The 20,940-nt window shown below is 53.2% G+C and carries 18 protein-coding genes and 1 tRNA gene; 8 read left to right on the top strand and 11 right to left on the bottom strand.

Going from position 1 to position 20,940, the window contains the following annotated elements; all coding sequences use genetic code 11:
* The first annotated feature begins 305 nt into the window (after positions 1-305).
* Positions 306-569: a glutaredoxin family protein gene (locus ACP5D4_RS16230; RefSeq protein ID WP_428012687.1), complete on the top strand. Its 264-nt coding sequence runs from the start codon at positions 306-308 to the stop codon at positions 567-569.
* Positions 570-615: 46 nt separating this feature from the next.
* Positions 616-2,118, top strand: coding sequence for a UDP-N-acetylmuramoyl-L-alanyl-D-glutamate--2,6-diaminopimelate ligase (locus ACP5D4_RS16235; protein ID WP_428012670.1), 1,503 nt, complete (start codon positions 616-618; stop codon positions 2,116-2,118).
* Between the two features lie 89 nt (positions 2,119-2,207).
* On the opposite strand, the gene ACP5D4_RS16240 is transcribed toward ACP5D4_RS16235, so the two are convergent.
* Positions 2,208-2,294: transfer RNA gene (locus ACP5D4_RS16240), tRNA-Ser, on the bottom strand.
* A gap of 210 nt (positions 2,295-2,504) precedes the next feature.
* Between ACP5D4_RS16240 and ACP5D4_RS16245 the strand changes: the two genes are divergently transcribed.
* Positions 2,505-2,873: a 2Fe-2S iron-sulfur cluster-binding protein gene (locus tag ACP5D4_RS16245; RefSeq protein ID WP_428012671.1), complete on the top strand. Its 369-nt coding sequence runs from the start codon at positions 2,505-2,507 to the stop codon at positions 2,871-2,873.
* Positions 2,874-2,969: 96 nt separating this feature from the next.
* Here ACP5D4_RS16245 and ACP5D4_RS16250 read toward each other — a convergent pair whose 3' ends face one another.
* From ACP5D4_RS16250 to tyrS, 3 genes are all read right to left on the bottom strand, one after another.
* A complete protein-coding gene (locus ACP5D4_RS16250) occupies positions 2,970-4,751 on the bottom strand; it encodes a DMT family transporter (protein ID WP_428012672.1) in 1,782 nt (593 codons plus the stop codon).
* A gap of 416 nt (positions 4,752-5,167) precedes the next feature.
* Complete coding sequence (locus ACP5D4_RS16255; RefSeq protein ID WP_428012673.1) at positions 5,168-6,133, bottom strand: thermonuclease family protein; 966 nt, start codon at positions 6,131-6,133, stop codon at positions 5,168-5,170.
* Positions 6,134-6,155: 22 nt separating this feature from the next.
* Positions 6,156-7,367, bottom strand: coding sequence for a tyrosine--tRNA ligase (tyrS, locus tag ACP5D4_RS16260; RefSeq protein ID WP_428012674.1), 1,212 nt, complete (start codon positions 7,365-7,367; stop codon positions 6,156-6,158).
* Positions 7,368-7,643: 276 nt separating this feature from the next.
* Here tyrS and ACP5D4_RS16265 point away from each other — a divergent pair, with 276 nt between their 5' ends.
* Entirely contained in the window at positions 7,644-9,566 is a 1,923-nt protein-coding gene (locus ACP5D4_RS16265; protein WP_428012675.1) for a transglycosylase domain-containing protein, read from the top strand.
* A gap of 57 nt (positions 9,567-9,623) precedes the next feature.
* On the opposite strand, the gene ACP5D4_RS16270 is transcribed toward ACP5D4_RS16265, so the two are convergent.
* Positions 9,624-9,950: a DUF1825 family protein gene (locus ACP5D4_RS16270; RefSeq protein WP_428012676.1), complete on the bottom strand. Its 327-nt coding sequence runs from the start codon at positions 9,948-9,950 to the stop codon at positions 9,624-9,626.
* A gap of 262 nt (positions 9,951-10,212) precedes the next feature.
* Here ACP5D4_RS16270 and tsaB point away from each other — a divergent pair, with 262 nt between their 5' ends.
* Positions 10,213-10,854, top strand: a complete 642-nt coding sequence (tsaB, locus tag ACP5D4_RS16275) for a tRNA (adenosine(37)-N6)-threonylcarbamoyltransferase complex dimerization subunit type 1 TsaB (RefSeq protein WP_428012677.1) — start codon at positions 10,213-10,215, stop codon at positions 10,852-10,854.
* A gap of 3 nt (positions 10,855-10,857) precedes the next feature.
* On the opposite strand, the gene ACP5D4_RS16280 is transcribed toward tsaB, so the two are convergent.
* From ACP5D4_RS16280 to ACP5D4_RS16300, 5 genes are all read right to left on the bottom strand, one after another.
* Positions 10,858-11,337: a VOC family protein gene (locus ACP5D4_RS16280; protein WP_428012678.1), complete on the bottom strand. Its 480-nt coding sequence runs from the start codon at positions 11,335-11,337 to the stop codon at positions 10,858-10,860.
* A 201-nt stretch (positions 11,338-11,538) separates the two neighbouring features.
* On the bottom strand, positions 11,539-12,726 hold the full coding sequence (locus tag ACP5D4_RS16285) for a TRC40/GET3/ArsA family transport-energizing ATPase (protein WP_428012679.1): 1,188 nt from the start codon (positions 12,724-12,726) through the stop codon (positions 11,539-11,541).
* A gap of 77 nt (positions 12,727-12,803) precedes the next feature.
* Positions 12,804-13,190, bottom strand: a complete 387-nt coding sequence (locus ACP5D4_RS16290) for a DUF2358 domain-containing protein (RefSeq protein ID WP_428012680.1) — start codon at positions 13,188-13,190, stop codon at positions 12,804-12,806.
* Positions 13,191-13,620: 430 nt separating this feature from the next.
* Positions 13,621-15,531 (bottom strand): 1-deoxy-D-xylulose-5-phosphate synthase, encoded by a 1,911-nt coding sequence (gene dxs / locus ACP5D4_RS16295; RefSeq protein WP_428012681.1) that lies wholly within the window; start codon positions 15,529-15,531, stop codon positions 13,621-13,623.
* Positions 15,532-15,771: 240 nt separating this feature from the next.
* On the bottom strand, positions 15,772-16,515 hold the full coding sequence (locus ACP5D4_RS16300) for a PEP-CTERM sorting domain-containing protein (protein WP_428012682.1): 744 nt from the start codon (positions 16,513-16,515) through the stop codon (positions 15,772-15,774).
* 180 nt (positions 16,516-16,695) lie between these two features.
* Here ACP5D4_RS16300 and ACP5D4_RS16305 point away from each other — a divergent pair, with 180 nt between their 5' ends.
* Positions 16,696-17,061, top strand: a complete 366-nt coding sequence (locus tag ACP5D4_RS16305; RefSeq protein ID WP_428012683.1) for a VOC family protein — start codon at positions 16,696-16,698, stop codon at positions 17,059-17,061.
* Positions 17,062-17,242: 181 nt separating this feature from the next.
* Here the strand turns inward: ACP5D4_RS16305 and ACP5D4_RS16310 are convergent, their stop codons facing one another.
* Positions 17,243-17,545 carry a hypothetical protein gene (locus ACP5D4_RS16310; RefSeq protein ID WP_428012684.1) on the bottom strand — a complete coding sequence of 101 codons (303 nt, stop codon included), beginning with the start codon at positions 17,543-17,545 and terminating at the stop codon, positions 17,243-17,245.
* A 253-nt stretch (positions 17,546-17,798) separates the two neighbouring features.
* Between ACP5D4_RS16310 and ACP5D4_RS16315 the strand changes: the two genes are divergently transcribed.
* Positions 17,799-18,503 carry a uracil-DNA glycosylase gene (locus ACP5D4_RS16315; RefSeq protein WP_428012685.1) on the top strand — a complete coding sequence of 235 codons (705 nt, stop codon included), beginning with the start codon at positions 17,799-17,801 and terminating at the stop codon, positions 18,501-18,503.
* Between the two features lie 103 nt (positions 18,504-18,606).
* On the top strand, positions 18,607-20,940 hold a 2,334-nt coding region (locus ACP5D4_RS16320; RefSeq protein WP_428012686.1), incomplete at its 3' end, for a GAF domain-containing protein.

Raw genomic sequence — 20,940 nt, forward strand, 5'->3', positions numbered from 1 at the left:
GTACTGTAAAGCCGCCCTAGAAGGGCGGGGTTTCAAACCCAAAATTTTCGATGAGCCAGTCCGGGTCGCTTGTTTTCACGGGCGACAGGGGTGATGGACTGGACGAGTCGCTCGGGTCTGTCCGTGCGAGTCCCTGACTCGGCCTTAACCGGCTTCCTACTCCCGCTCACTTACCAACTGGCTTCTCTTTCTCTTTTCACTGGGTGACTTGCCCGGGCTTGTACTATCCCCTATCGGCGTACTTTAGCCGTTACGGTGAACAGATACAATACCCAAACAGACAAATCGAACTCCCCATGTCATTCATGACCCTAATTCTCTACAGCAAACCCGGCTGTCACCTGTGCGAAGGACTCCACGAAAAACTCGTTCAAATCGATAACCTCACCGTCGAAACCCGCGACATCACCACCCGCGACGACTGGTTTCGCGCCTACCAATACGAAATCCCCGTGCTATTTTGGGTAGACGAGTCTGGCATCGAGCGCCAACTACCTCGTCCCTCCCCGCGATCGACCGTGGCACAATTGGAGCAAATGCTACAGAAATATACCCAGACTGCTGGTTAAAACCGAACGAAACCCCTCCAGCGTGAGGAAAGCTTTTAAAAGAAAGATGAAACTGCGAGAACTCCTCGGGGCGATTTCCCCCCCAACCGCAATTCCCGAACATCCCGCCTTAGACCGCGAAATTAAAGGACTTTCGACCAACTCCCACGCTTGCCAGTCGGGAGATTTATTTATCGGAATGCCGGGAACCCGCGTCGATGGTGGCGAGTTCTGGCAAGGCGCCCTCGACGGCGGCGCCGTAGCAGCCATCGTTTCAGAAGCGGCGGCGAAAAAATATCCCCCCCAAAATAACGAATGTGTCATCACCGTTCCCGATGTCACCGTCGCCTGTGCCAACCTCGCCAGCGCCTTCTACCACCACCCCGGTAAAACCCTCAAACTTGCTGGCGTTACGGGAACCAACGGCAAAACCACCACCACGCACCTCCTCGAGTTTTTGCTGCGGGAAGCGAACCAACCTACGGCACTCCTGGGAACCCTTTACGCACGCTGGCCCGGTTTTGAGAAAGTCGCCGTTCATACGACGCCGTTTCCGGTGGATTTACAGGAACAACTGGCGCAGGCGCGAGATGCCAACGCCGAATATGCGGTGATGGAGGTGAGTTCCCATGCTTTAGCCCAGTCGCGGGTTCTCGAATGCGAGTTTCAGGTGGCGGTGTTTACCAATTTGACGCAGGATCACCTGGATTATCACAAGGACATGGACGACTATTTCGCGGCGAAGGCGTTGCTGTTCTCGCCGCAATATCTGAAAGGTCGCGCCATTGTCAATATTGGCGATGCTTACGGGGAACTGTTGTCGAACCAAATTCCTGAAGATCGACTGTGGACTTACAGCAGCGAGGACGATTCTGCTGATTTGTTCGTGGAGAATCTCAGCTATCAACCTGATGGCGTGGCGGGAACCTTGCACACCCCTGTTGGCGAGACGGCGTTCGAGTTGCCCTTGGTGGGTCAGTACAATATTGAAAATATGATGGCAGCGGTGGGGGCTGCGTTGCATCTGGGGTTGGATTTAGCGGACATTGCGGCGGCGTTGCCCAAATTTCCCGGCGTTCCGGGGCGGATGGAACGGGTTCAAACGGGGTTAAATCAAGATATCAGCGTGATTGTGGATTACGCCCACACGCCGGATAGTTTAGAAAACCTGTTGGAGGCGGCGCGGCCGTTCGTTCCGGGGCGGTTGTTGTGCGTGTTTGGCTGCGGCGGCGATCGAGACCGCACGAAACGTCCGATTATGGGCGAAATTGCCGCGCGACTGTCTGATGTGGCCATCGTCACCTCGGACAACCCGCGCACGGAAGACCCCGATCGCATTATTGCTGATATTCTCGACGGAATTCCCGAATCGATCGATCCCCTCGTAATTGTCGATCGCGCCGAAGCTATCCGCCGCGCCATTTTACAAGCGCAACCCGGCGACGGCGTCGTCATCGCCGGAAAAGGCCATGAAGACTATCAAATCCTCGGCACGGAAAAAGTCCATTTCGACGATCGCGAACAAGCCCGAGAAGCCCTCGCCCTGCGGGAACAAGAGAGGATGAGATGAGGGGATGAGGCGATGATGAGATGAGGCGATGATGAGGTAAAAACCACAAAAGGCGCACCTCGGTGCGCCTTTAATGCTGGCTGTAAAAGCGGAGAGGGAGGGATTCGAACCCTCGTTAGAGTTGCCCCTAAACAGCATTTCCAGTGCTGCGCCTTAAACCGCTCGGCCACCTCTCCCAGATGATGTTATTCAGTTTTGCAGCTTTACCATCATAACAAAACTTTTGGCGAGTGTGAAGCGATCGCGCAAAATTTTTTTGAAAATTTCCGAAAATTTTTCGGCGAGGGCGAGTTGTCGCGCCCCTCAGATTTATCGTACTCTCAACAAAGGACGGCTTCGATCGCCCCAGTCGCGATCGCATTTCGCATCAAAGGTTTTTTTGAACTATGACTCGCACCTACGAAGTTCGCATTCACCACCGCCAGGCGGGAAAACATTACACAGTTCGCGTTCCCGAAGACCGCTACATTCTCCAATCCGCCGAAAATCAAGGCGCAGAACTCCCCTTTTCCTGTCGCAACGGCGCCTGTACGAGCTGTGCGGTGCGGATAGTCTCCGGAGAAGTCCACCAACCCGAAGCGATTGGACTGTCTCCGGCGTTGCGAGAACAGGGATACGCGCTCTTGTGCGTCAGCTATCCGCGATCGGACTTGGAAGTGGAAACTCAAGACGAAGACGAAGTTTACGAACTCCAGTTCGGTCGTTACTTCGGTAAAGGAAAAATCCGTTTCGGCATTCCTATCGAAGATGATTAATTCTTAGAGGGAGATTGGGAGAGAGGGATATTGGGAGCATTCTCTCGAGCGTACCCTCATCCCATCATCCCATCATCCCATCATCCCCTCAACTTCCTATTTTTTCGAGAGGAACATCCGCTCTAAGCTTAATCCCACAACCCCCGCCGTGACGATAAACATCCCGATAATTTGGTCGCGAGAGAGTTCTTCGCCGATAAAAATTAAACCAAACAAGGCGGTTAACGCCGGACCGACGGCGCCGACAATGGAGGCTAAAGATGCTCCAGCGTATTTAATGGCAAAATTGTTGAGGACGTAGCTAATCAGCGTCAACGCGCCCAGCCAAATACCGCTTCCGATTAAGGCCGTGAAGTTGTCTTGCGGCACTTCAATGCCCCAATTGGCGAAAGCGGCGACGAACAATCCCAGGAACGAAAAGACGAATACCGTCGAAAAATTCGCCCAGCTAAAGGGAATCGGGTGCAGTTGCTTGCCGCATAGCTGCGTTAGCAAAACATATCCAGCAAAGGCAATCCCCGAACCGACGGCGGTAAAACTTCCGAGAAAGAAGCCGCCGCCTCCGCCCATTCCCGAACCGGAAAAGACGCTGAAGAAGTCGGGAACGGTGATGATACTTCCGAAGAGAATGACCGCCATGATGATGCTGCGGACGGCGGTGGGTTTGGCACCGAACAACACCCACGCCCCGAGAACGGTGGCGACGGGGAAGATGAAGAACAGGGTAATAGCCACCGCCGTGGGGATGTTGCCGATGGCGATGTAAATCAAGACTTGGGAGAGAAACAGGGCGAAACCGCTTCCGGCCACTTGATATTGCAGTTTGCGGTTTTCTGGCCGTAAAAACTGCTGGATGTCGTGCCACCATTGCGGGTAAAGCTGGTTCGCTAAGACGGGCATCAGCAACACGACGACGACCATGCGCAGAAATAGAATCAGCATGGAGTTCCCCAGACTGGGGGAAATAATGCCGCCCCAGTCGAAGCTTCCGAAAATCGTTCGCTCGCTGAGGATGACTTTAATACTGATGTTGAACAGCGATAGCACCGCTGCGTAAGAAAGGGCTAACAGTAAACCCGTGCGGACTTGATTGGGTCCGGTGGGGGCAGTGGGTTGTTGGTCTTGGGCGGGCGGTTCGACTTCGGCGGCCTCGTCGGGAACGGAAGGGGTTGCTGGCTCGTTCTCGACTCGAGAAGACGATACGGCGTGACTGTCGCCGACGGGGGCTTCTGAGGTTGGGGAGGCGACGACTTGGCTTCCTCCCTGGGGCAGGGATACGGCGCCGTTGCTGCGCTGGGGCAGTTGCGGCATCCGGGTGACTTCGTCCCGCAGTTCGTGACTCAGGCGACTGACGAGGGTGTCGAGAATGGCTTCCCCTTGCTGCTGTAAGGTTTGCAGTTGGTTGAGATGTTGGGATAGGTCGCTGCGGTAGCTGTCGAGTTCTTGACGCAGTCCGCTGTAACTGCGGTGGAAGCTGACATCGACGGAATCGCGCAATCGATCGCTGTGGGCGGCCGGCGGTTGGCTGAGAGTCGCGAGACGCTGTTTGACCAGATCTTCAACGCGATCGGACAGTTGACTTTCGAGGTTGGCGGCTACCAGTTGCGCCAGTTGTCGCACCCAGGCTTGACGGTCTTCTTCGGTTTCCGGTTCGGGTGGGAGTTCGGAACTCGCTGGGGGTACGTCGGGAGACAGTTGTTGCTGTCGGGTTTCGAGATTGGATATGTCGCTCAGCAGTCGCGTTTTTTCGGATTGGAGACGGGTCACGTCTCGCGTTAGCTGAACGATGAGATCCTGTTGTAGATGCTTGAGATCTTGGGTGAGTGCCGTCAAGAGGGTTTCGACGGTTCGATCGTTGAGAGTCTCGCCGTTGGTCAATTTGGGTTCCCTTTGCTCCATCTGTGTTTACCCCATAGTCGTGAAGGTCGATCGGGCGACGGCTCGACAGCAGCGCGGCTACCCCGAGCGCGGGTTGTACGGTTCCCTAGTCATAATAAACGCTTCGTTGCTTTGCTTCTAGCGGGACGCGGTGAGGAGATGGGGAGATGGGGGGATGGGGGGATGGGAAGATGGTGCGATCGGGGTGATGCTGCGATCGGGTAACTTACGGAAAAACCCGCGCCTTCGCTAGGAAGATGCGGGTTCTTGATGTTTTGGGGTTTTGAAAAGGGATTGATTAAAGGGAGTTTACTAAATCGGTTTGTGAAATTTTGTTTTGAAATTGGCATTTAAGCCTGTCTTTATACTTTAACCGAAGAATGTAAAGAAATGTATAGCCGATACTTTACATTTCTTTATAAATCGGATTGGCGAGGATAATCGATCGACCCCTTCTCGGGACGGTGATACTCGGGCTGTAACGGCGGTACGTCGGACAGTTGCCAGAGATGCCGCAAGACGATTTGAGGGATACCTCGGTGCATGGTGACGCGGCCGCGCACGTAGGCGTAACCGCGTCCGCGTCCGGCGTAGCGGGAGACGATCGATCGCACCAACATCGGCCCGTCGGAACTGGAGGCGGTGGGAATCCAGAATTTCAGGGGAAACAGACGCGATCCTGTAAACACGATCGCCCCGCCTTCGGCCTGTTTGCGAATGCCTCCCTGTAAATCGCAAAATATCCAAATCTCGCGATGGCTTTCGATGGCTTCGAGAACCTTGGGATATTCCAGTTGAATGGAAATGGCGCCGCTGTCGTCTCCCAGGCGGCGAAATTCGTCGATAATCGAGGCGCGATAGGCCCACCAAGCCACCAAACTGCTGTAATTGCGCGAGGCACCGTTTTCGTTAATTTCGGGATTCCAAATGCCCCGCTGGTGCGCTTGCGCCTCGAATTCCGCTTGCGTGAAGAGGCGATCGTACAGGCGCGATCGACCGTACTTCGTAAAATAGGGACTCCAGCCTTCCCGAATCAAATATAAGTTATACAGACTGTCGCCTCGGTGGACGTAACACACCAAGCGGCTACAGTTGCCGCGATGGGCGTCCAAACAGACTTCCGGGGGGTCGTCGGTGTCGAACTCCAAATCCACCTGACATAACTCGCCCTTGGCGTCGGTGAAGTAGTCCTGCGCCATTTTCGCTGAGGCTAACCCCGCCTCCGTCACCGGTTTCGCCGTTTGCGGAGACGGATGGGGCGTACTTTCTTCCGTATCGACGCAAATCAGACGAACGAATTCTTGGCGATCGCCGATCTGAACTTCGATCGTATCGCCATCGACCACTTGCGTCACCTGTACGTTTTTAATTCGAGTTCCCACCGTACCTCGTCCAATATCGCGCTTATTTCACCAGGCGCACGAACTTTTTCTTGCCAACTTGCAATACTTTACCGTCAAGTCGATCGATGGTCTCGAACGTCAAATTTACGTCAGAGATGCGATCGCCGTCCAACCGAACGGCGCCCCCTTGAATTTGGCGGCGTCCTTCACCACTACTTTTACACAAGCCGCTGGCGCCCAAAATATAAAAGAGCTTGGCGGGAAACTCCACCTGCGCCAGCGAAAACTCGGGGACAGCCTCTTCCGTTCCCGACGTATTGCCCCCTACCAGGGACATCGCCGCCTTTTGCGCTTCCTTCGCCGCTTTCTCCCCGTGATACTGCGACACGATATCGATGGCGAGGAATTTCTGCCGTTCGCGGGGATTTTCCGGCAGTCGGTCTAACGGCACCTTCGTCAACAACTCGAAATACTTCTCGATTTGCGCGTCCGGCGTTTTCTCCAACTTGGAGTACATCGACAGAGCGTCCTCTTTCAATCCCACATAATTGTTCAAGGACTTGGACATTTTCTGAGTGCCGTCGGTGCCGATGAGAATGGGCAACAACAAGCCAAACTGAGGTTTTTTGCCGAAATGTCGCAGCAAATCTCGCCCGACCGCTAAATTGAATTTTTGGTCCGTTCCGCCGAGTTCGATATCTGCATCTACGGCGACAGAATCGTATCCCTGCATCAAGGGATAGAAAAACTCATGTAAGTAAATCGGATTGCCCGTTTCGTAGCGTTGGGCGAATCCTTCCTTGGCTAACATCTGGCCGACGGTCATCGTCCCCAATAACTCCAGAGTTTTCGCCAAATCCAATTCCGACAACCATTCCGAGTTATAGCGAATTTCCAACCGTCCCGGCGTGTCGAAATCCAAAATCGGCCGCAGTTGTTCGAGGTAGGTTTCCGCGTTATGTTGGACTTCCTCTGAGGTGAGTTGGCGGCGCACTTCCGATTTTCCAGTGGGGTCGCCGATGCGGGCGGTAAAATCGCCGATAATGACCACTGCCGTATGGCCGGCATCCTGAAACGCCCGCAATTTGCGAAACGGAATACTGTGGCCGAGGTGTAAGTCGGAACCCGTGGGGTCGATGCCCAGTTTAACCCGTAGGGGTCGATCGGTTTGGGCTAAGAGGGCTTCGAGGTTTTCGGTGGCGTCGTCGGAATCGGGAACCTGGGGAAAAATTTCTTCAGTTCCCCGATACAGCCAAGACAGGTCGGAAGTCATAGTGGGTCTGGTGTGGGTGCAAGGATCGAGAATAGGGCGATCGAGATGCTGTTCGATCGCATAGAATTGAGGTCGTTATAATAACAGACTAATTGTCGATAGCGGGCGCAGCACCTTTGGAGAGAGTCTTTATCCCTTCGTCGATCGAATCCGCTCGAAGTCCAATAACAACCGCGTCCGAGAGACCGTTCAAACTATAGTAAAGTATGTCCAGTTCCAAGCTGTCGGTCTCTCGATCGTCGAGTGCAGTACGTCCGTGGAGGAGGGGAAACCGCCGTGTCAGCGAACACTGTTCGAGAAAAAAAACCGCAAATTCCCGTGCGGCTGTTTCAATTCGTCCAATCCGTTGGAAAGGTAACGGCGAGTACCCTGTTGGGAACGACGTTGTTAGGGAGTTCCGTTGTCGCCGGCGGCCTCGTCGGCTTGGCGGTGAGTTTCCGCAACCTTCCCGACGTGCGGGTGTTGCGGAGTTATATGCCCACGGAAACCAGTCACATTTACGACGTAAACGGGGAACTCCTCTATAGCCTTCACGACGAAGCCAACCGGGAAGTGATTCCCCTGAGCCAGATTTCGGACAACTTGAAACTGGCAGTTCTCGGCATTGAAGACAGTCACTTTTACATTCACCAAGGGATTAACCCCGGTGCGGTGTTACGGGCGTTTTTGGTGAACTTGGAATCGGGAGAAACCGTCGAAGGGGCTTCTACCCTGACGATGCAGTTGGTGAAAAACCTGTTTCTGACGCCGGAACGAACGTTTAGCCGGAAAGTGGCCGAAGCGGTGTTAGCGATTCGCATCGAGCAGATTCTCGATAAGAACGAACTGCTCGAGTTGTATTTGAATCAAGTGTACTGGGGTCACAACCTTTACGGTGCCGAAACGGCCGCCCAAAGTTATTTCAACAAGTCGGCGAGGGATTTGACCTTGGGGGAAGCGGCCATGATGGCCGGGTTGATTCAAGCCCCCGAAGAGTTCAGTCCGTTTACGAATTACCAGTTAGCGAAACAGCGTCAGGCGATCGTTCTCAATCGTTTGGTGGAATTGAAGTGGATTACGCCGCAAGAGGCGCAGGAAGCCAAACAGCAGCCGATTCGCTTGGGTCAGATTACCTCGTTCCAAACCAGTAAAGCCCCTTACGTGACGGAAGCGGTGGTGAAGGAACTGACGGAACGGTTCGGACGGGATGCTCTGTTGAAAGGGGGAATGCGGGTTCAAACCACCGTAGACCTGAAAATGCAGCGCATGGCGGAACGGACGGTACGAGACTGGCATCAGCGGCTTTACGCACAAGGGTTGTATTACAGTTTTGAAGAAGGACAGATGGCCTTGGTGGCGGTCGATCCCCGGACGCATTTCGTGAAAGCGGTGGTGGGCGGATACGACTACAACGCCAGCCAGTTCAACCGGGCGACGCAAGCTCGACGCCAACCGGGATCGTCGTTTAAGCCTTTCGTGTACTATACGGCGTTTGCCACGGGGAATTACGGTCCGGAGACGCCGATTAACGACAGTCCGGTGAAGTATCCCGACGGTGATGGTTACTATATTCCGCAAAACTACGGGGGCAGCTTCTCGGGTACGGTCAGTATTCGCAAAGCCCTGGAAGTGTCGCTGAACATACCGGCGGTGAAACTCGGTCAGGAAGTGGGTTTGAACAAAGTTATCGAAGTTTGTCGGATTTTGGGCATCGAAAGTCCCATCGACCCGGTGATTTCGCTCCCGTTGGGGTCGGTGGATTTGACGCCGTTGGAAATGGCGGCCGCTTACGCTACCTTTGCCAGTAACGGGTGGCAGTCGGAAACAACGCTCGTGGCGCAAGTGACGGACAGTGCGGGCAATATTATGCTCGACAACACGCCGAAACCCCGTTTGGTTCTCGATCCTTGGGCGACAGCATCTCTCAACGACGTGCTGCAAGGGGTGATTAACGAAGGGACGGCGACGACCGCGCAAATCGGGCGTCCGGCTTCTGGGAAGACGGGGACGACTTCCTCGGAACGGGATATTTGGTTTGTCGGTTACGTGCCGCAGTTGTCGGTGGCGGTGTGGGCGGGGAACGACAACAACGCTCCCCTGGGCTACGGTGCAACGGGGGGCGGCTTCGTGGCGCCGGTTTGGAAGGATTTCATGCAGAAAGCCTTGGCCAACGAACCCGTGGTGAATTTTAAGTCTCCGACGGAATTCGATCGACCTTAAAAATCCTACTTAAAAAACCCCTGGATTCTTCAGAGTCGCTCTCGAGTCGAGGTCAGTTTAATTGGGATTTTTTTCGAGGTCGGCTTTCATGCGTTCGAGGGTTTCGTGCATGCGATCGAACATTTGTTGGGGCGTAATTCCAAACTGGTTGAGTTGGGTATTGAGCTGCTGTACGGTCATTTGAGCCATGAAATCTTCGGAGAGTTCGAACCGCTTCATGAAAACGCGGTAACGCTCCATCATTTCTTCCATGCGTTGGATATATTGCTTTTTGCCTTCTCGATCGAACTTGCCGTATTTACTCCCGAGTTGCACGAGGGCTTGATAGTCCTCGAACAATTGTTTGGCTTCTTGTTGTACGATTTCTGAATCGAAAAAACCCATTGCAAACGTCCTTGTTTAAATTGCCACTTTCAACTTGCCAAAACTGACCGCGTCGGCACTCGAAATTCGTTAAAAATGCGAGGGTGGGTTCGAGAGAACCTTTCGGTGTTTTATCGCGACCGACTGGGTACGGGCTACCCTTATCTTAGGATAGTTTTAAGACTCAGTTCAAAGGTTAGGAGGTTGGGTTTTCCCAACCCCGACGGCTTGAGGGAAAACTGAGATGGCAAAAACTAAGAACAGGATACCCGACAACCCCAGAATGACCCAAGACTACGGTTTCGCGTTACATACGACGACGGCACAACTCGGTTTGGCCGTTAACAACTTTCGCGGCGATGGCCGCTGGCACACCTGGGATCTCGGACGGGGACTTTCGACCCACTTGCACGTTAGGCTGGCGGAGTTTCTGCCGCCTCAAACTTGGCCAGATATCGGCTTTATTGCCGTCGCCAAAGGTCCGGGGAGTTTTACGGGAACGCGCATCGGTGTGGTGACGGCGAGAACTCTGGCGCAACAGTTAGAGGTGCCGCTGTTTGGCATTTCAACCCTGGCGGCGTTGGCGCGGTGGCAGGGTCTCGATCGATTGCAGATTTCGGAAACGACCTATCTGGCGGTGCAACGGGGGGCCGCCCGCGAACAACTGTTTGGGGGGATTTATCGCGTGGAACCCTCCGGCGAAACGGCCGTCATCCAACCGGATGGGGTGTTTACTGCTGAAACTTGGCAACAGACCCTCGAGAAGGTTCAAACGCCTTACACTGCGATCGAGGCGGACGAAACCACCTTGGCGACATCGATCGACAGTCTTCTCGCCTTAGCTTATTTAGACTACAAACGGGGGAAACGTCCCCACTGGTCGGAAGTGGTGCCGTTTTACGGCCAGCATCCGGTTCGATCGTAGGTCTCACGACTCCTTCACGGCGGGATCGCAGCGAATTTCGATGAGAAAGCCATCGGGATCGTAGAAATACACGCCGCGTCCCGTGGGACGACTGACCGGCCCGTGAGAAATAGGGACGCGGTTTTGACGCAAGACTTCGACGGCTCGATCGAAATATTTGGGATCGATATCGAAACCGATATGATTAGCCCGGGTAAACTCCCGCGTCGGATCGGGATCGGGGGGCGACAGTTCCGGTTCTGCAAACAAATCCAGAATCAGACCGTCTGGAGTGATAAAATTCGCCACTTTACCCGATTTCGACAAACTTTTCAGGGTCGCCGGAATTTCATCCCCGGTCAGTTCTCGCAGTCCTAGCAGTTCGCCGTAAAACCGCCGAGAGGCTTGGATATCCTTTACATTCAAGGCAATGTGATGGACGCGCCGCAGCGTGTTGGGAAGTAGCCGGGGGGGATTCGTCGTAACATTTACTGAGGATTTCATAACCAATTACTGACTTAATCTATTCTGCTTCTAGTCTACTCCTAAAATAACTTTTCGGGGTGTATTTTATGGGTAATCCGAATTGAAAAACCCCAGGTAAATTTTCCGAAAAAATCTGCCGGGTAAATCTTCAGACTGCGCCCCCCGATATCTCCGATATACCGGGGGGCGATTCCGTTTGATTTTTGAGGAACTTCCGACTTAAACCCGCGCCGCTTCAGCAAACTTAATCTTGAGATAGTCGTCTTCCATTTTCGCCCCGGAAGGTTGGAGCGCCGCTAAGGCTTGGGGAAGCACTAAATTCCGGCGGTGGTTGCCGATGCGGACGTTGAGTTCGTCCCCGGTCTTCGAGAGTTGAATTTTGTCTTTCGGCGTGCCGGGAAGGTACAGCTCCAAACAGTAATAGTCCGGTTGCTGAACGACGCGAATGGTATTTTCTTGATAGTACACTTGGCTGGGGTCTTCGTCGCCGTAGAGAGTGTTTTTAAGCCGCTCTAAGGCATCGAGTCCACACATTTCTTGAGAGTACAGCGGCACTTCTTTAACCGGAAGCGGACTGAAGTTTTGATGAATTTCCCCCTTGTACTGCTGCTGTTGTTCTTTCCACTGTTGGAAGAACGGATCGTTGACGCTATCGGGCAAAATGCGGTTGGCGATGACCATATCTGTGGCCACGTTGTACAGGCTCAAATAGGCATGGGCTCGCAGGGATTCTTTAATCACCATGCGTTCGGGGTTCATCACCAGACGCACGGTGGTTTTGTTGGAATCGGTGAGCACTTTTTCGAGTTCTTCGATTTGTGTATAAAACTCGTAAGGGGCGTCCATCACTTCTTTGTCAGGAAGCGAAAAGCCAGCGATGGGTTTGAACAGGGGTTCGACGAGGGGACGCAGGGCGACGGAAATGCCCTGTAGCGGCTTGTAAAACCGTCTCATGTACCAACCGCCCACTTCGGGAATGCTCAACAGACGCAAGGCGGTTCCTGTGGGAGCGGAATCGACGATCAGCACGTCGTACTCCCCTTCGTCGTAGTGACGTTTCATGCGGACTAAGCCGAAAATTTCGTCCATTCCGGGGAGAATGGCCAGTTCTTCGGCTTGAACGCCTTCGAGTCCGCGTGCTTGTAAGACTTGGGTGATGTAACGTTGAACGGCGCCCCAGTTGTCGGCCAGTTCCACTAAGGCGTCGAGTTCGGCGCCCCAGAGGTTCTCTTTCACCGGACGAGGTTCGTGGCTCAGTTCCATATCGAAGCTGTCAGCCAGGGAGTGGGCGGGGTCGGTACTGAGAACGAGAGTTTTGTAGCCCAGTTCGGCGCAACGCAGTCCCGTGGCGGCGGCCACCGACGTTTTACCAACGCCGCCTTTCCCTGTCATGAGTATGATTCGCATCGTCCGGTTCCTTTTGTGAGAATCGCTACATACTTCTTTACTTTAGCGGTTTTGTTTAGATTTCGTAATGCAAGGGATTACGGTTTTCCGATGGGGAAGTGCTGCTTGACGACATCCCATTTGGTGCAGTTCCAGTTGTCGATATGGCTGGCGATTTTTCCGGCGTCGTTGAGTTGGAGTTCGGTCCAACCGGGGATGGAGATGCGGGGATTCCAGGGAAGGGGCGCGTTCCAGTGGAGCGTCCAGCGGGTTTCGATGCGGTTGTCGGTTCGATCGATCTTCTGTAAGTCCAGTTGGACGTTTTTGAACCAGGTGCGGATGAAGTCGATGTTTTGGCGGTATCGATCGCGTCCGCGAAACTGGTTGAGGGGATCGCGGAAGTATACGTCTTCGGCGTAGATGTCGTAAGTTTGGTTTTCGGGGAAGTTCTGGTAGTCCTGTTTGAGGATTTCGAGGATGTCCATGTTGGGGTAACGGTGGGGGGGCGATTGTCTGTGACTTCGGAATATCCGAATTTTTAAGAAAGGTGGTGTACTCCCGAGTATCGGGCTTTAAAAAATCCGATACTCTTCGCTTTTTTGGGTTGAATTAATGTCGTTGATTGGTGTTTGTGGCGTTTTTCAATTATACTTTTATTTGGATTAAATTATTTGGATTAAATTTAAATTAGTTCGAGTTTAGATAACGTTTTTTGCTTGATTAAAGCTCTATTTTTGATGTTAAATTATTTGCGTAAATTTTCATTTTGACAAGGTTCTGTATCCGATTCCCAGCATCTCCAAGATGCCGGGAATCGGGAGGTCAGTGATAGAGCATTCAAAGAGCAATGTTTCAAAATCACGCCCCAAAGAATAGAAATCGGGCGAGCCAACGCCCGCCCGAGGACTTTAAACCCTACACACTAACAGTAGATTTCGACTGGCTAAAAAACGCCTTGCGAATCGTCTCAGCCATCTGAGGCGGCGTTAAGCCCAACTCCGCTTTCGACTCGTCCGGTTTGGCGTGATCGACCAGTTTATCGGGAACTCCCAAACGCTTCACGGGAACCACAATATCCTCGTCCATCAACGCTTCGACGACCGCCGAACCGAAACCGCCCATCAAACAACCTTCTTCGAGGGTAACGACCTTACCGATGCGTTGGGCCAAGGGTCCGATGAGTTCCATATCCAACGGCTTCACGAACCGGGCGTTAACCACCGTCGCTTCAATCCCGTGTTCGCTGAGGATTTCCGCCACCTGTAACGACGGATGAACCATCGTTCCGTAACCGACGAGTAGCACGTCGTCGCCACTGCGCAACACTTCGCCTTTCCCGATTTCGACAGGTTCCCAACCTTCTTCCATCAGCGGCGCCCCGTAACCGCTACCGCGAGGATAGCGCATGGCGATGGGGCCGTCGGTGTACTCAACCCCCGTCACCAACATTCGCTGCATTTCCGCCTCGTCTTTCGGCGCCATAATCGTCATGTTGGGAATGCAACGGAGATAGGCGATATCGTACATTCCTTGGTGAGTCGGACCGTCTGCACCCACGATTCCCGCCCGGTCCATGCAGAAGAACACGGGTAAGTTTTGGATGCAAACATCGTGAATAATTTGGTCGAAAGCCCGTTGCAGGAACGTCGAGTAAATGGCCACCACCGGACGCATTCCTTCGCAGGCTAAACCCGCCGCCAGGGTAACGGCGTGTTGTTCGGCAATGCCCACGTCGATATACTGCTTGGGTAACTTGGCTTGCAGTTTGTCTAAGCCGGTTCCCGTGGCCATGGCGGCGGTAATTCCCACGATTTTGGGGTTTTCTTCGGCTAACGTGACCAAACTTTGGGCGAACACTTTGGAGTAACTCGGCGGGGTGGGTTTTTTGGAGGGATAGGCTTTCCCCGTGGCCAAGTCGAAGGGTTTTTGCGCGTGGTAGCCCACTTGGTCTTTTTCGGCGATTTCGTAGCCTTTTCCTTTGACGGTGGCCACGTGAACCAGAACGGGGCCTTCGATGTGGTGGGCTTTGTTGAAGGTTTCGATGAGTTCGGAGAGGTTGTGTCCGTCGACGGGCCCCATGTAGGTGAAGCCGAGTTCTTCAAAGACGGCGCCGACTTTGGGAATGGCGAGGCGTTTCATTCCTTCTTTGACCCGTTCCATTTCCGGGGTGAAGGTTTCGCCGAGGAAGGGGAGGTGTTTGAACTGTTCTTCGAGGTTGTCGGTGAGGAACTGCACCGGGTCGCTGAGGCGCATTTTGTTGAGGTAGCGGGGAATGGCGCCGACGTTGGGGGAAATTGACATTTCGTTGTCGTTGAGAACCACCAACAGGTTGGTTTTGGGGAGATGTCCGGCGTGGTTGATGGCTTCGAGGGACATTCCTCCGGTTAAGGCTCCGTCTCCGATGACGGCGACGCATTTGTAGTTGTCGCCTTGTAAGTCGCGGGCGAGTGCCATTCCCAGGGCGGCGGAGATGCTGGTGGAGGCGTGTCCGGCGCCGAAGTGGTCGAATTTGTTTTCGCAGCGTTTGAGATATCCGGCGACGCCGTTTTTTTGACGGAGGCTGTGGAATCGATCGAACCGTCCGGTGATAAGTTTGTGGGGATAGGCTTGGTGTCCGACGTCCCAGACGACTTTGTCGCGATCGAGGTCTAAGGTTTGGTAGAGTCCGAGGGTAAGTTCGACGACACCCAGTCCGGGACCGAGGTGTCCGCCACTGGCGGCGACGGTTTGTAAATGCTTTTCTCGAATTTGGCGGGCGACTTCTTCGAGTTGGTGAACTGACAACCCTTTTAGCTGGTTGGGGTGAGTAATTTCACTCAGGTGCATAGGTCAGATACCTTGGTTCGTTTGTCGTAAAAGGCGGCGGTTTGCCGTCGGAACGGGGGTTAAGTTTTTTTTAACCTTATTCGTTTAGTTTGACTTAATTTCTCAAAATAGTACAAGCTTCGCCGAAATCGGCGATTCCTTAACAGAACGAAAACCCCACCGCTTGCGACGGTGGGGGTGACTAACGACAACGGATTGAGAGAGTTGAGAGAGGAAGAGGAAAAATTTTAGAGGGGTGGCTTAGGTGTTGAGGCGGCGACGCTTGAGTTGTGCGGCGAGGCCGGCGGTCAAGCCTAATGCCAGGATTGAGGTGGGTTCGGGAACTGAACTTGTTGGGGGATTGCCCGATCCTTCTACCAGTTTGACTTGATAGGCGAGGCGAGAGCGCGTGGGGGCGTTGTTTTCGTCCCAGGAGAAGATGGAGGTTCCGGTGAGGGTAAAGGCGCCAGTGATGTCGGTAATGTGGAGATATTGGGAGGAATCGTAGTAACCGCAGCCGTTGGGGTCGGTGCAGGCGAATTCTGAGGTTTCGCTCAAGGCGGCGGACATCATGGAATCGGCGAGACTCAGGTTTTTGACGATCGCACTGCTTCCGTTTTTACGGGCGGTGGTGCGGATTAACAATTCTGAAAAGTTATTTTGGGTCACGTCTTGGCTGACGGTGACGCTGTCGCCGACGGTGTAAATTAGGGAACTTCCGTTGAATTCGAGGCTGAAATCGACTTCTTGTCCGTTAACCCAGTCGTATTCTTGGTGGGGAACGACACTCCAGTCGGAGTTGTGGATGTCGATTTCGTAATCGGCTGCTCCGGAGACTCCGATTCGGCTTTCGGCTGCCCAGGAAATGTCTGGGTTTAGGGCTTCAAATTCAGCTTCGCCGTTGAGATGACCGCTAATTGAAAAGGCGCTGGCACTGGTGGCACTCGCTGCTAAACTCAGTGTGGCGAGGGATAGGGATAGTCCGAGGGTGTGTGGGCGTTTCATGGGTCTTCTCTCTTCGGAGTCTCTCGTTTTACGGCTGGGAAGCGATCGAACTTCCTATTTTCAGATTAGAAAGACTGAAACGCGATCGCCACTGCTTTTCGATAAACTTTAAACAAGCTTGAATTTAGCCTACGTGAAAATACGTAGATTATAAAGCTTGTATAAAAAGACACATGAACGATGAAGGTTTCAGGGGTTTTCGTTACGATCGCGAGTAGGAACTTCGACAAAATTGTCACGTTTTACGATCGACTGTTCGGGCGTTCTCCTATTTCTAAAATCCCAGATAAATATGCGGAATTTGAGCTTAATGGCTTAAAATTGGCGATTTTTAAGCCGAAAACCAGTAATCGTGAGGAATTCGACGGAGCGGCGGGGAGTGGGTTGAGTTTGTGCGTTGAGGTGGAGAATTTAGAGGAATCGATCGCTCGATTGGTGGCGTTGGGCTATCCGCCGCCGGGAGAGGTAACGGTTGCCTCTCACGGACGAGAAATTTATGCTTACGACCCCGATGGAAATCGATTGATTTTATATGAATCCAATTAAATAAATTGCATATATTTTGTTAACTTTTGATTTTTGAAAATTACTTAAGTCTTGTTTTTGTTATTAAAAGAAATAACCATGAGAATCAAAATAAAACGCTAAATTGTGGATTTAGAATAGATACCCGGCATTTTAGAGATACCGAGTATATTCATCAATGATGATTCTCAATTCTCAATTCTCAAACTTCTTGTAAGCTCAAGAGCATGAGAAATCCCGTGAGGCTTAACATGGCGGTGGCTTGAAACAGACGCACTTTGCGATCGCTGCGGTACGGGGAAATCAGTTCTCGAACCCAAATGGAGGCGGCCGAACCGAGAACGTAACTCGCACTGAGGACTAAATAAGGCCAGCGTTCGTCAAACAGCCACAAAACGAGCATGACACCGGCCAGGGACAACATGACCAGTTCGACGAAGCGAGGTGGATTTTCTTGACTCGCGGCGAGAAGGCTTTCCCAAAAAAATTGTGTAATTCGCGTCATGGCTAAAATTCCTCTTGGTTCAACGGGTAAAAAGCTTAAAAAAGTTTTGAAGAAAACAGGATTTTAAGAGATTTCCGAAAAAGTCGATTCGATCGCCCCCCAAAAGACGAGCAGATATCGAGTCTCAAGCGGGGAACGAACCGATCGCTTCAAAGATATTTTTCAAGATAAGACAAAATCGAGAAATGCGATCGATCGTCCGGTCAGGGGTCGATCGCGATAGGATAAACCCTGTCAAGCGCCCGATTTTGTGATGTCTAACGAAGAACAACTGAGCCTGTTTGGTGGCGACAGCGAACCCGTTGGCGAATCCCAACCCAGTACGACCCAATTCGACGCCATTCCGAGTGATGTCAGCGTCGCCGTTCCCCGAGGAACCTACTCAGATCTCGAGGCTTTAGCCAATCACTGCAACCACTGTCAGCGGTGCGGACTGGCGGCGACGCGCACTCAGGCCGTCGTCAGTCGGGGAAATCCCAACGCCGATATCGTCGTTATCGGAGAAGGTCCGGGACAACATGAGGACGAACGAGGTTTACCGTTCGTCGGACGTTCGGGAGAACTCCTTGAAAAGATTTTCGCCTCGGTGAACTTCAATAGCGAGGAAGATATTTATATCTGTAACGTGGTCAAATGTCGTCCGCCGAAGAACCGCAACCCCAATCCGGACGAAATCGAAGCCTGTAAGCCCTATTTACTCGAACAAATTCGCCTTGTCGATCCGAAAATTATCCTGTTAACGGGGGCGGTTGCGGTGAAATCCGTTCTCAAAGAAAAACGGGGAATTACCAAAATTCGCGGTCAGTGGTTCGAGTGGGAGAATCGTTTGTGTATGCCGATTTTCCACCCGGCCTATTTGCTGCGCAACCCGTCGCGGGAGAAGGGAAAGCCCAAATGGTTGATGTGGCAAGATATGCAAACGGTTCGATCGAAACTGGAGGAGCTTCGATCGAACTGAAACTGTGGGGACGAGCGAGGGAACGTCGCGATCGCGAGGTCGCTATCATAGAACAAATGCGAACTCGACCGTCGATCGCGATCGACTCTTTTAGCCTCCATCTATGTCAGAGCGAGACCTAACGCTACGCCCGGCTGAATACAACGCCCTGACTCGCGAACTGGAAACCCTTCGAGAGCGGGTGAGCCAACTGGAACGTCAACTGGAACGTCAACTGGACAGTCAAAGTGCGATCGCGCCCCAGCAAGTAGCGCAACAACAAGCTCTGCTGGCGGTCGTGACCAAAATTCGCGAGTCTCTCGATCTCGAAATCATTTTCAAATCCACCGCCACCGAAGTGCGACAACTCCTCAACGCCGATCGCGTCGGGATGTACCGCTTCGATCCCGGAACCGGCTATCAATGGGGGGAATTCGTCTCTGAAGACGTGGTGTCGCCGTACCCCTCTACCCTATCGGCGCGAATTCGCGATCGCTGCTTCGGGAAATATATCGAGGGCTACCGACAGGGGCGGATTTGGGCTTGCCAGGACATTCACGCCTTTGGCTTATCCTCCTGTCACCTGGAGATTCTCGATCGATTCGCCGTGCGAGCCAACCTGGTGGTTCCCCTCCTCGAAGGCGATCGACTCTGGGGACTCCTGTGCATTCACCAATGTTCGAGTCCGCGTCATTGGACGGAAAACGAAATCGAATTCGTCACCCAAATCGCCCTGCACCTGGGGGTTGCCCTGCAACAGGCCGAATTCGTCGTACAACTACAAGAACAGTCCGAGAGCCTGTCTCAAGCCGTCGCCGATGCGGTGGAACGGGAAAAAGCCGTGGCCGCCATTATCGACAAAATCCGGCGATCGCTCGAACTCAACACCATTTTCAACACCACCACCGAGGAAGTGCGCCATCTGCTGAAAGCCGATCGCGTCACCATCTATCGTTTCAACCCTGACTGGAGTGGCGAGTTTCTCGTGGAATCCATCGAGGCGGGGTGGACTTCCCTCATCGAACGACAGCGCAGCCATCCCCAACTCTGTCGCAACATTAGCGAGTGCAGCATTAAAGCCTTATCGAAGCCTTTCGGCCAGGATACGTACCTGCAAGAGACGGAAGGGGGCGACTTCACCAGGGGAGAAGTCTTCCGCCTGTGCGAAGACATCTACCAGGCGGGGTTTTCCGACTGTTATATCGAAGCCCTAGAAGGTTACGAAGCCCGAGCTTACGCCATTATTGCCATTTATAAAGGCGAAAAACTCTGGGGATTGCTGGCGGCGTTTCAAAACGGTCGATCGCGCCAGTGGCAAGAGGAAGAAGTGAACTTCCTGGTTCAAATCGGCGCTCAACTGGGGGTAGCCATCCAACAAGCGGAACTGTTAGCCCGCACCCAGAAAGACAAAGCCCAACTGCAAAACGCTCTAACCACCGAACTGCGGCGACGCGCCGACGAACTGGCTGAAGAAGCCAACCGGGAACGGGCGTTAGCGCAAATCGTCGATAAAATCCGCCGCACCCTCGACCTCGATACTATTTTTCGCACGGCGACGACGGAAGTGCGACAACTCCTCGATGCCGATCGCGTGGCGGTTTTTCGGTTCCATCCCAACAGCCGATGGCAAGAAGGAACCTTCGTGTCTGAAGCCGTTCTTCCTGAGTACCGCTCCGCCTTAAACAGTTCTGTATCCGATCGCTGTTTCGGGGAAGACTACGCCATCGGCTACCAACAGGGGGAAATTTTTGCCGTTGCTGATATTCGTCAGGGAAAGCTTAGCAACTGTCACCTCGGGATTTTGGAACAGTTTCAAATCCGCGCCAACTTGGTGGTTCCCCTCATTGAAAGCGATCGACTCTGGGGGTTGCTCTGCGTTCACCAATGTAGCAGCCCCCGCCAGTGGCAGGGGCGAGAAATCGAATTCGCCCGGAAAATTGCCGTTCAGTTGGGGGTGGCGCTGCAACAGTCGCAATTGCTGGCACAAGCGCAGAATCGATCGCGGGAATTACAAAAAGCCCTGGCGCAAGTGCAAGCTCAAAAAGAACAGCAAGCGCAAGCGGCGCAACAGGAACGGGCGTTAGCGCGAACCATCGAACGCATTCGCCAAACCCTGGATATCGAAACGATTTTCGGCGCCACGACTCAGGACGTGCGAGAGATCCTCCAGTGCGATCGCATGGTGGTGTATCGCTTTCTACCGGACTGGAGTGGCGAGTTTGTCTTTGAGTCCGTGGATTCTCAATGGATTGCCCTGGCTCGTCCCGATTTCAAAACCGTTTGGGAAGATAGCTATCTTCAAGAAACTCAGGGGGGACGCTATCGGAATCGAGAAACCCTCGCCGTTGACGATATTGAAACCGCAAACCATACCGACTGCTATCTCGACGTGCTGCGTCAGTTTCAAGTAAAACTTTCGGTAGCTTGGAATCCCCGTCGCTTTAGCGCGGGGAGGAAA

This window comes from Baaleninema sp., from assembly GCF_049974805.1.
In the GTDB taxonomy this organism is placed as follows: domain Bacteria; phylum Cyanobacteriota; class Cyanobacteriia; order Cyanobacteriales; family Geitlerinemataceae; genus Baaleninema.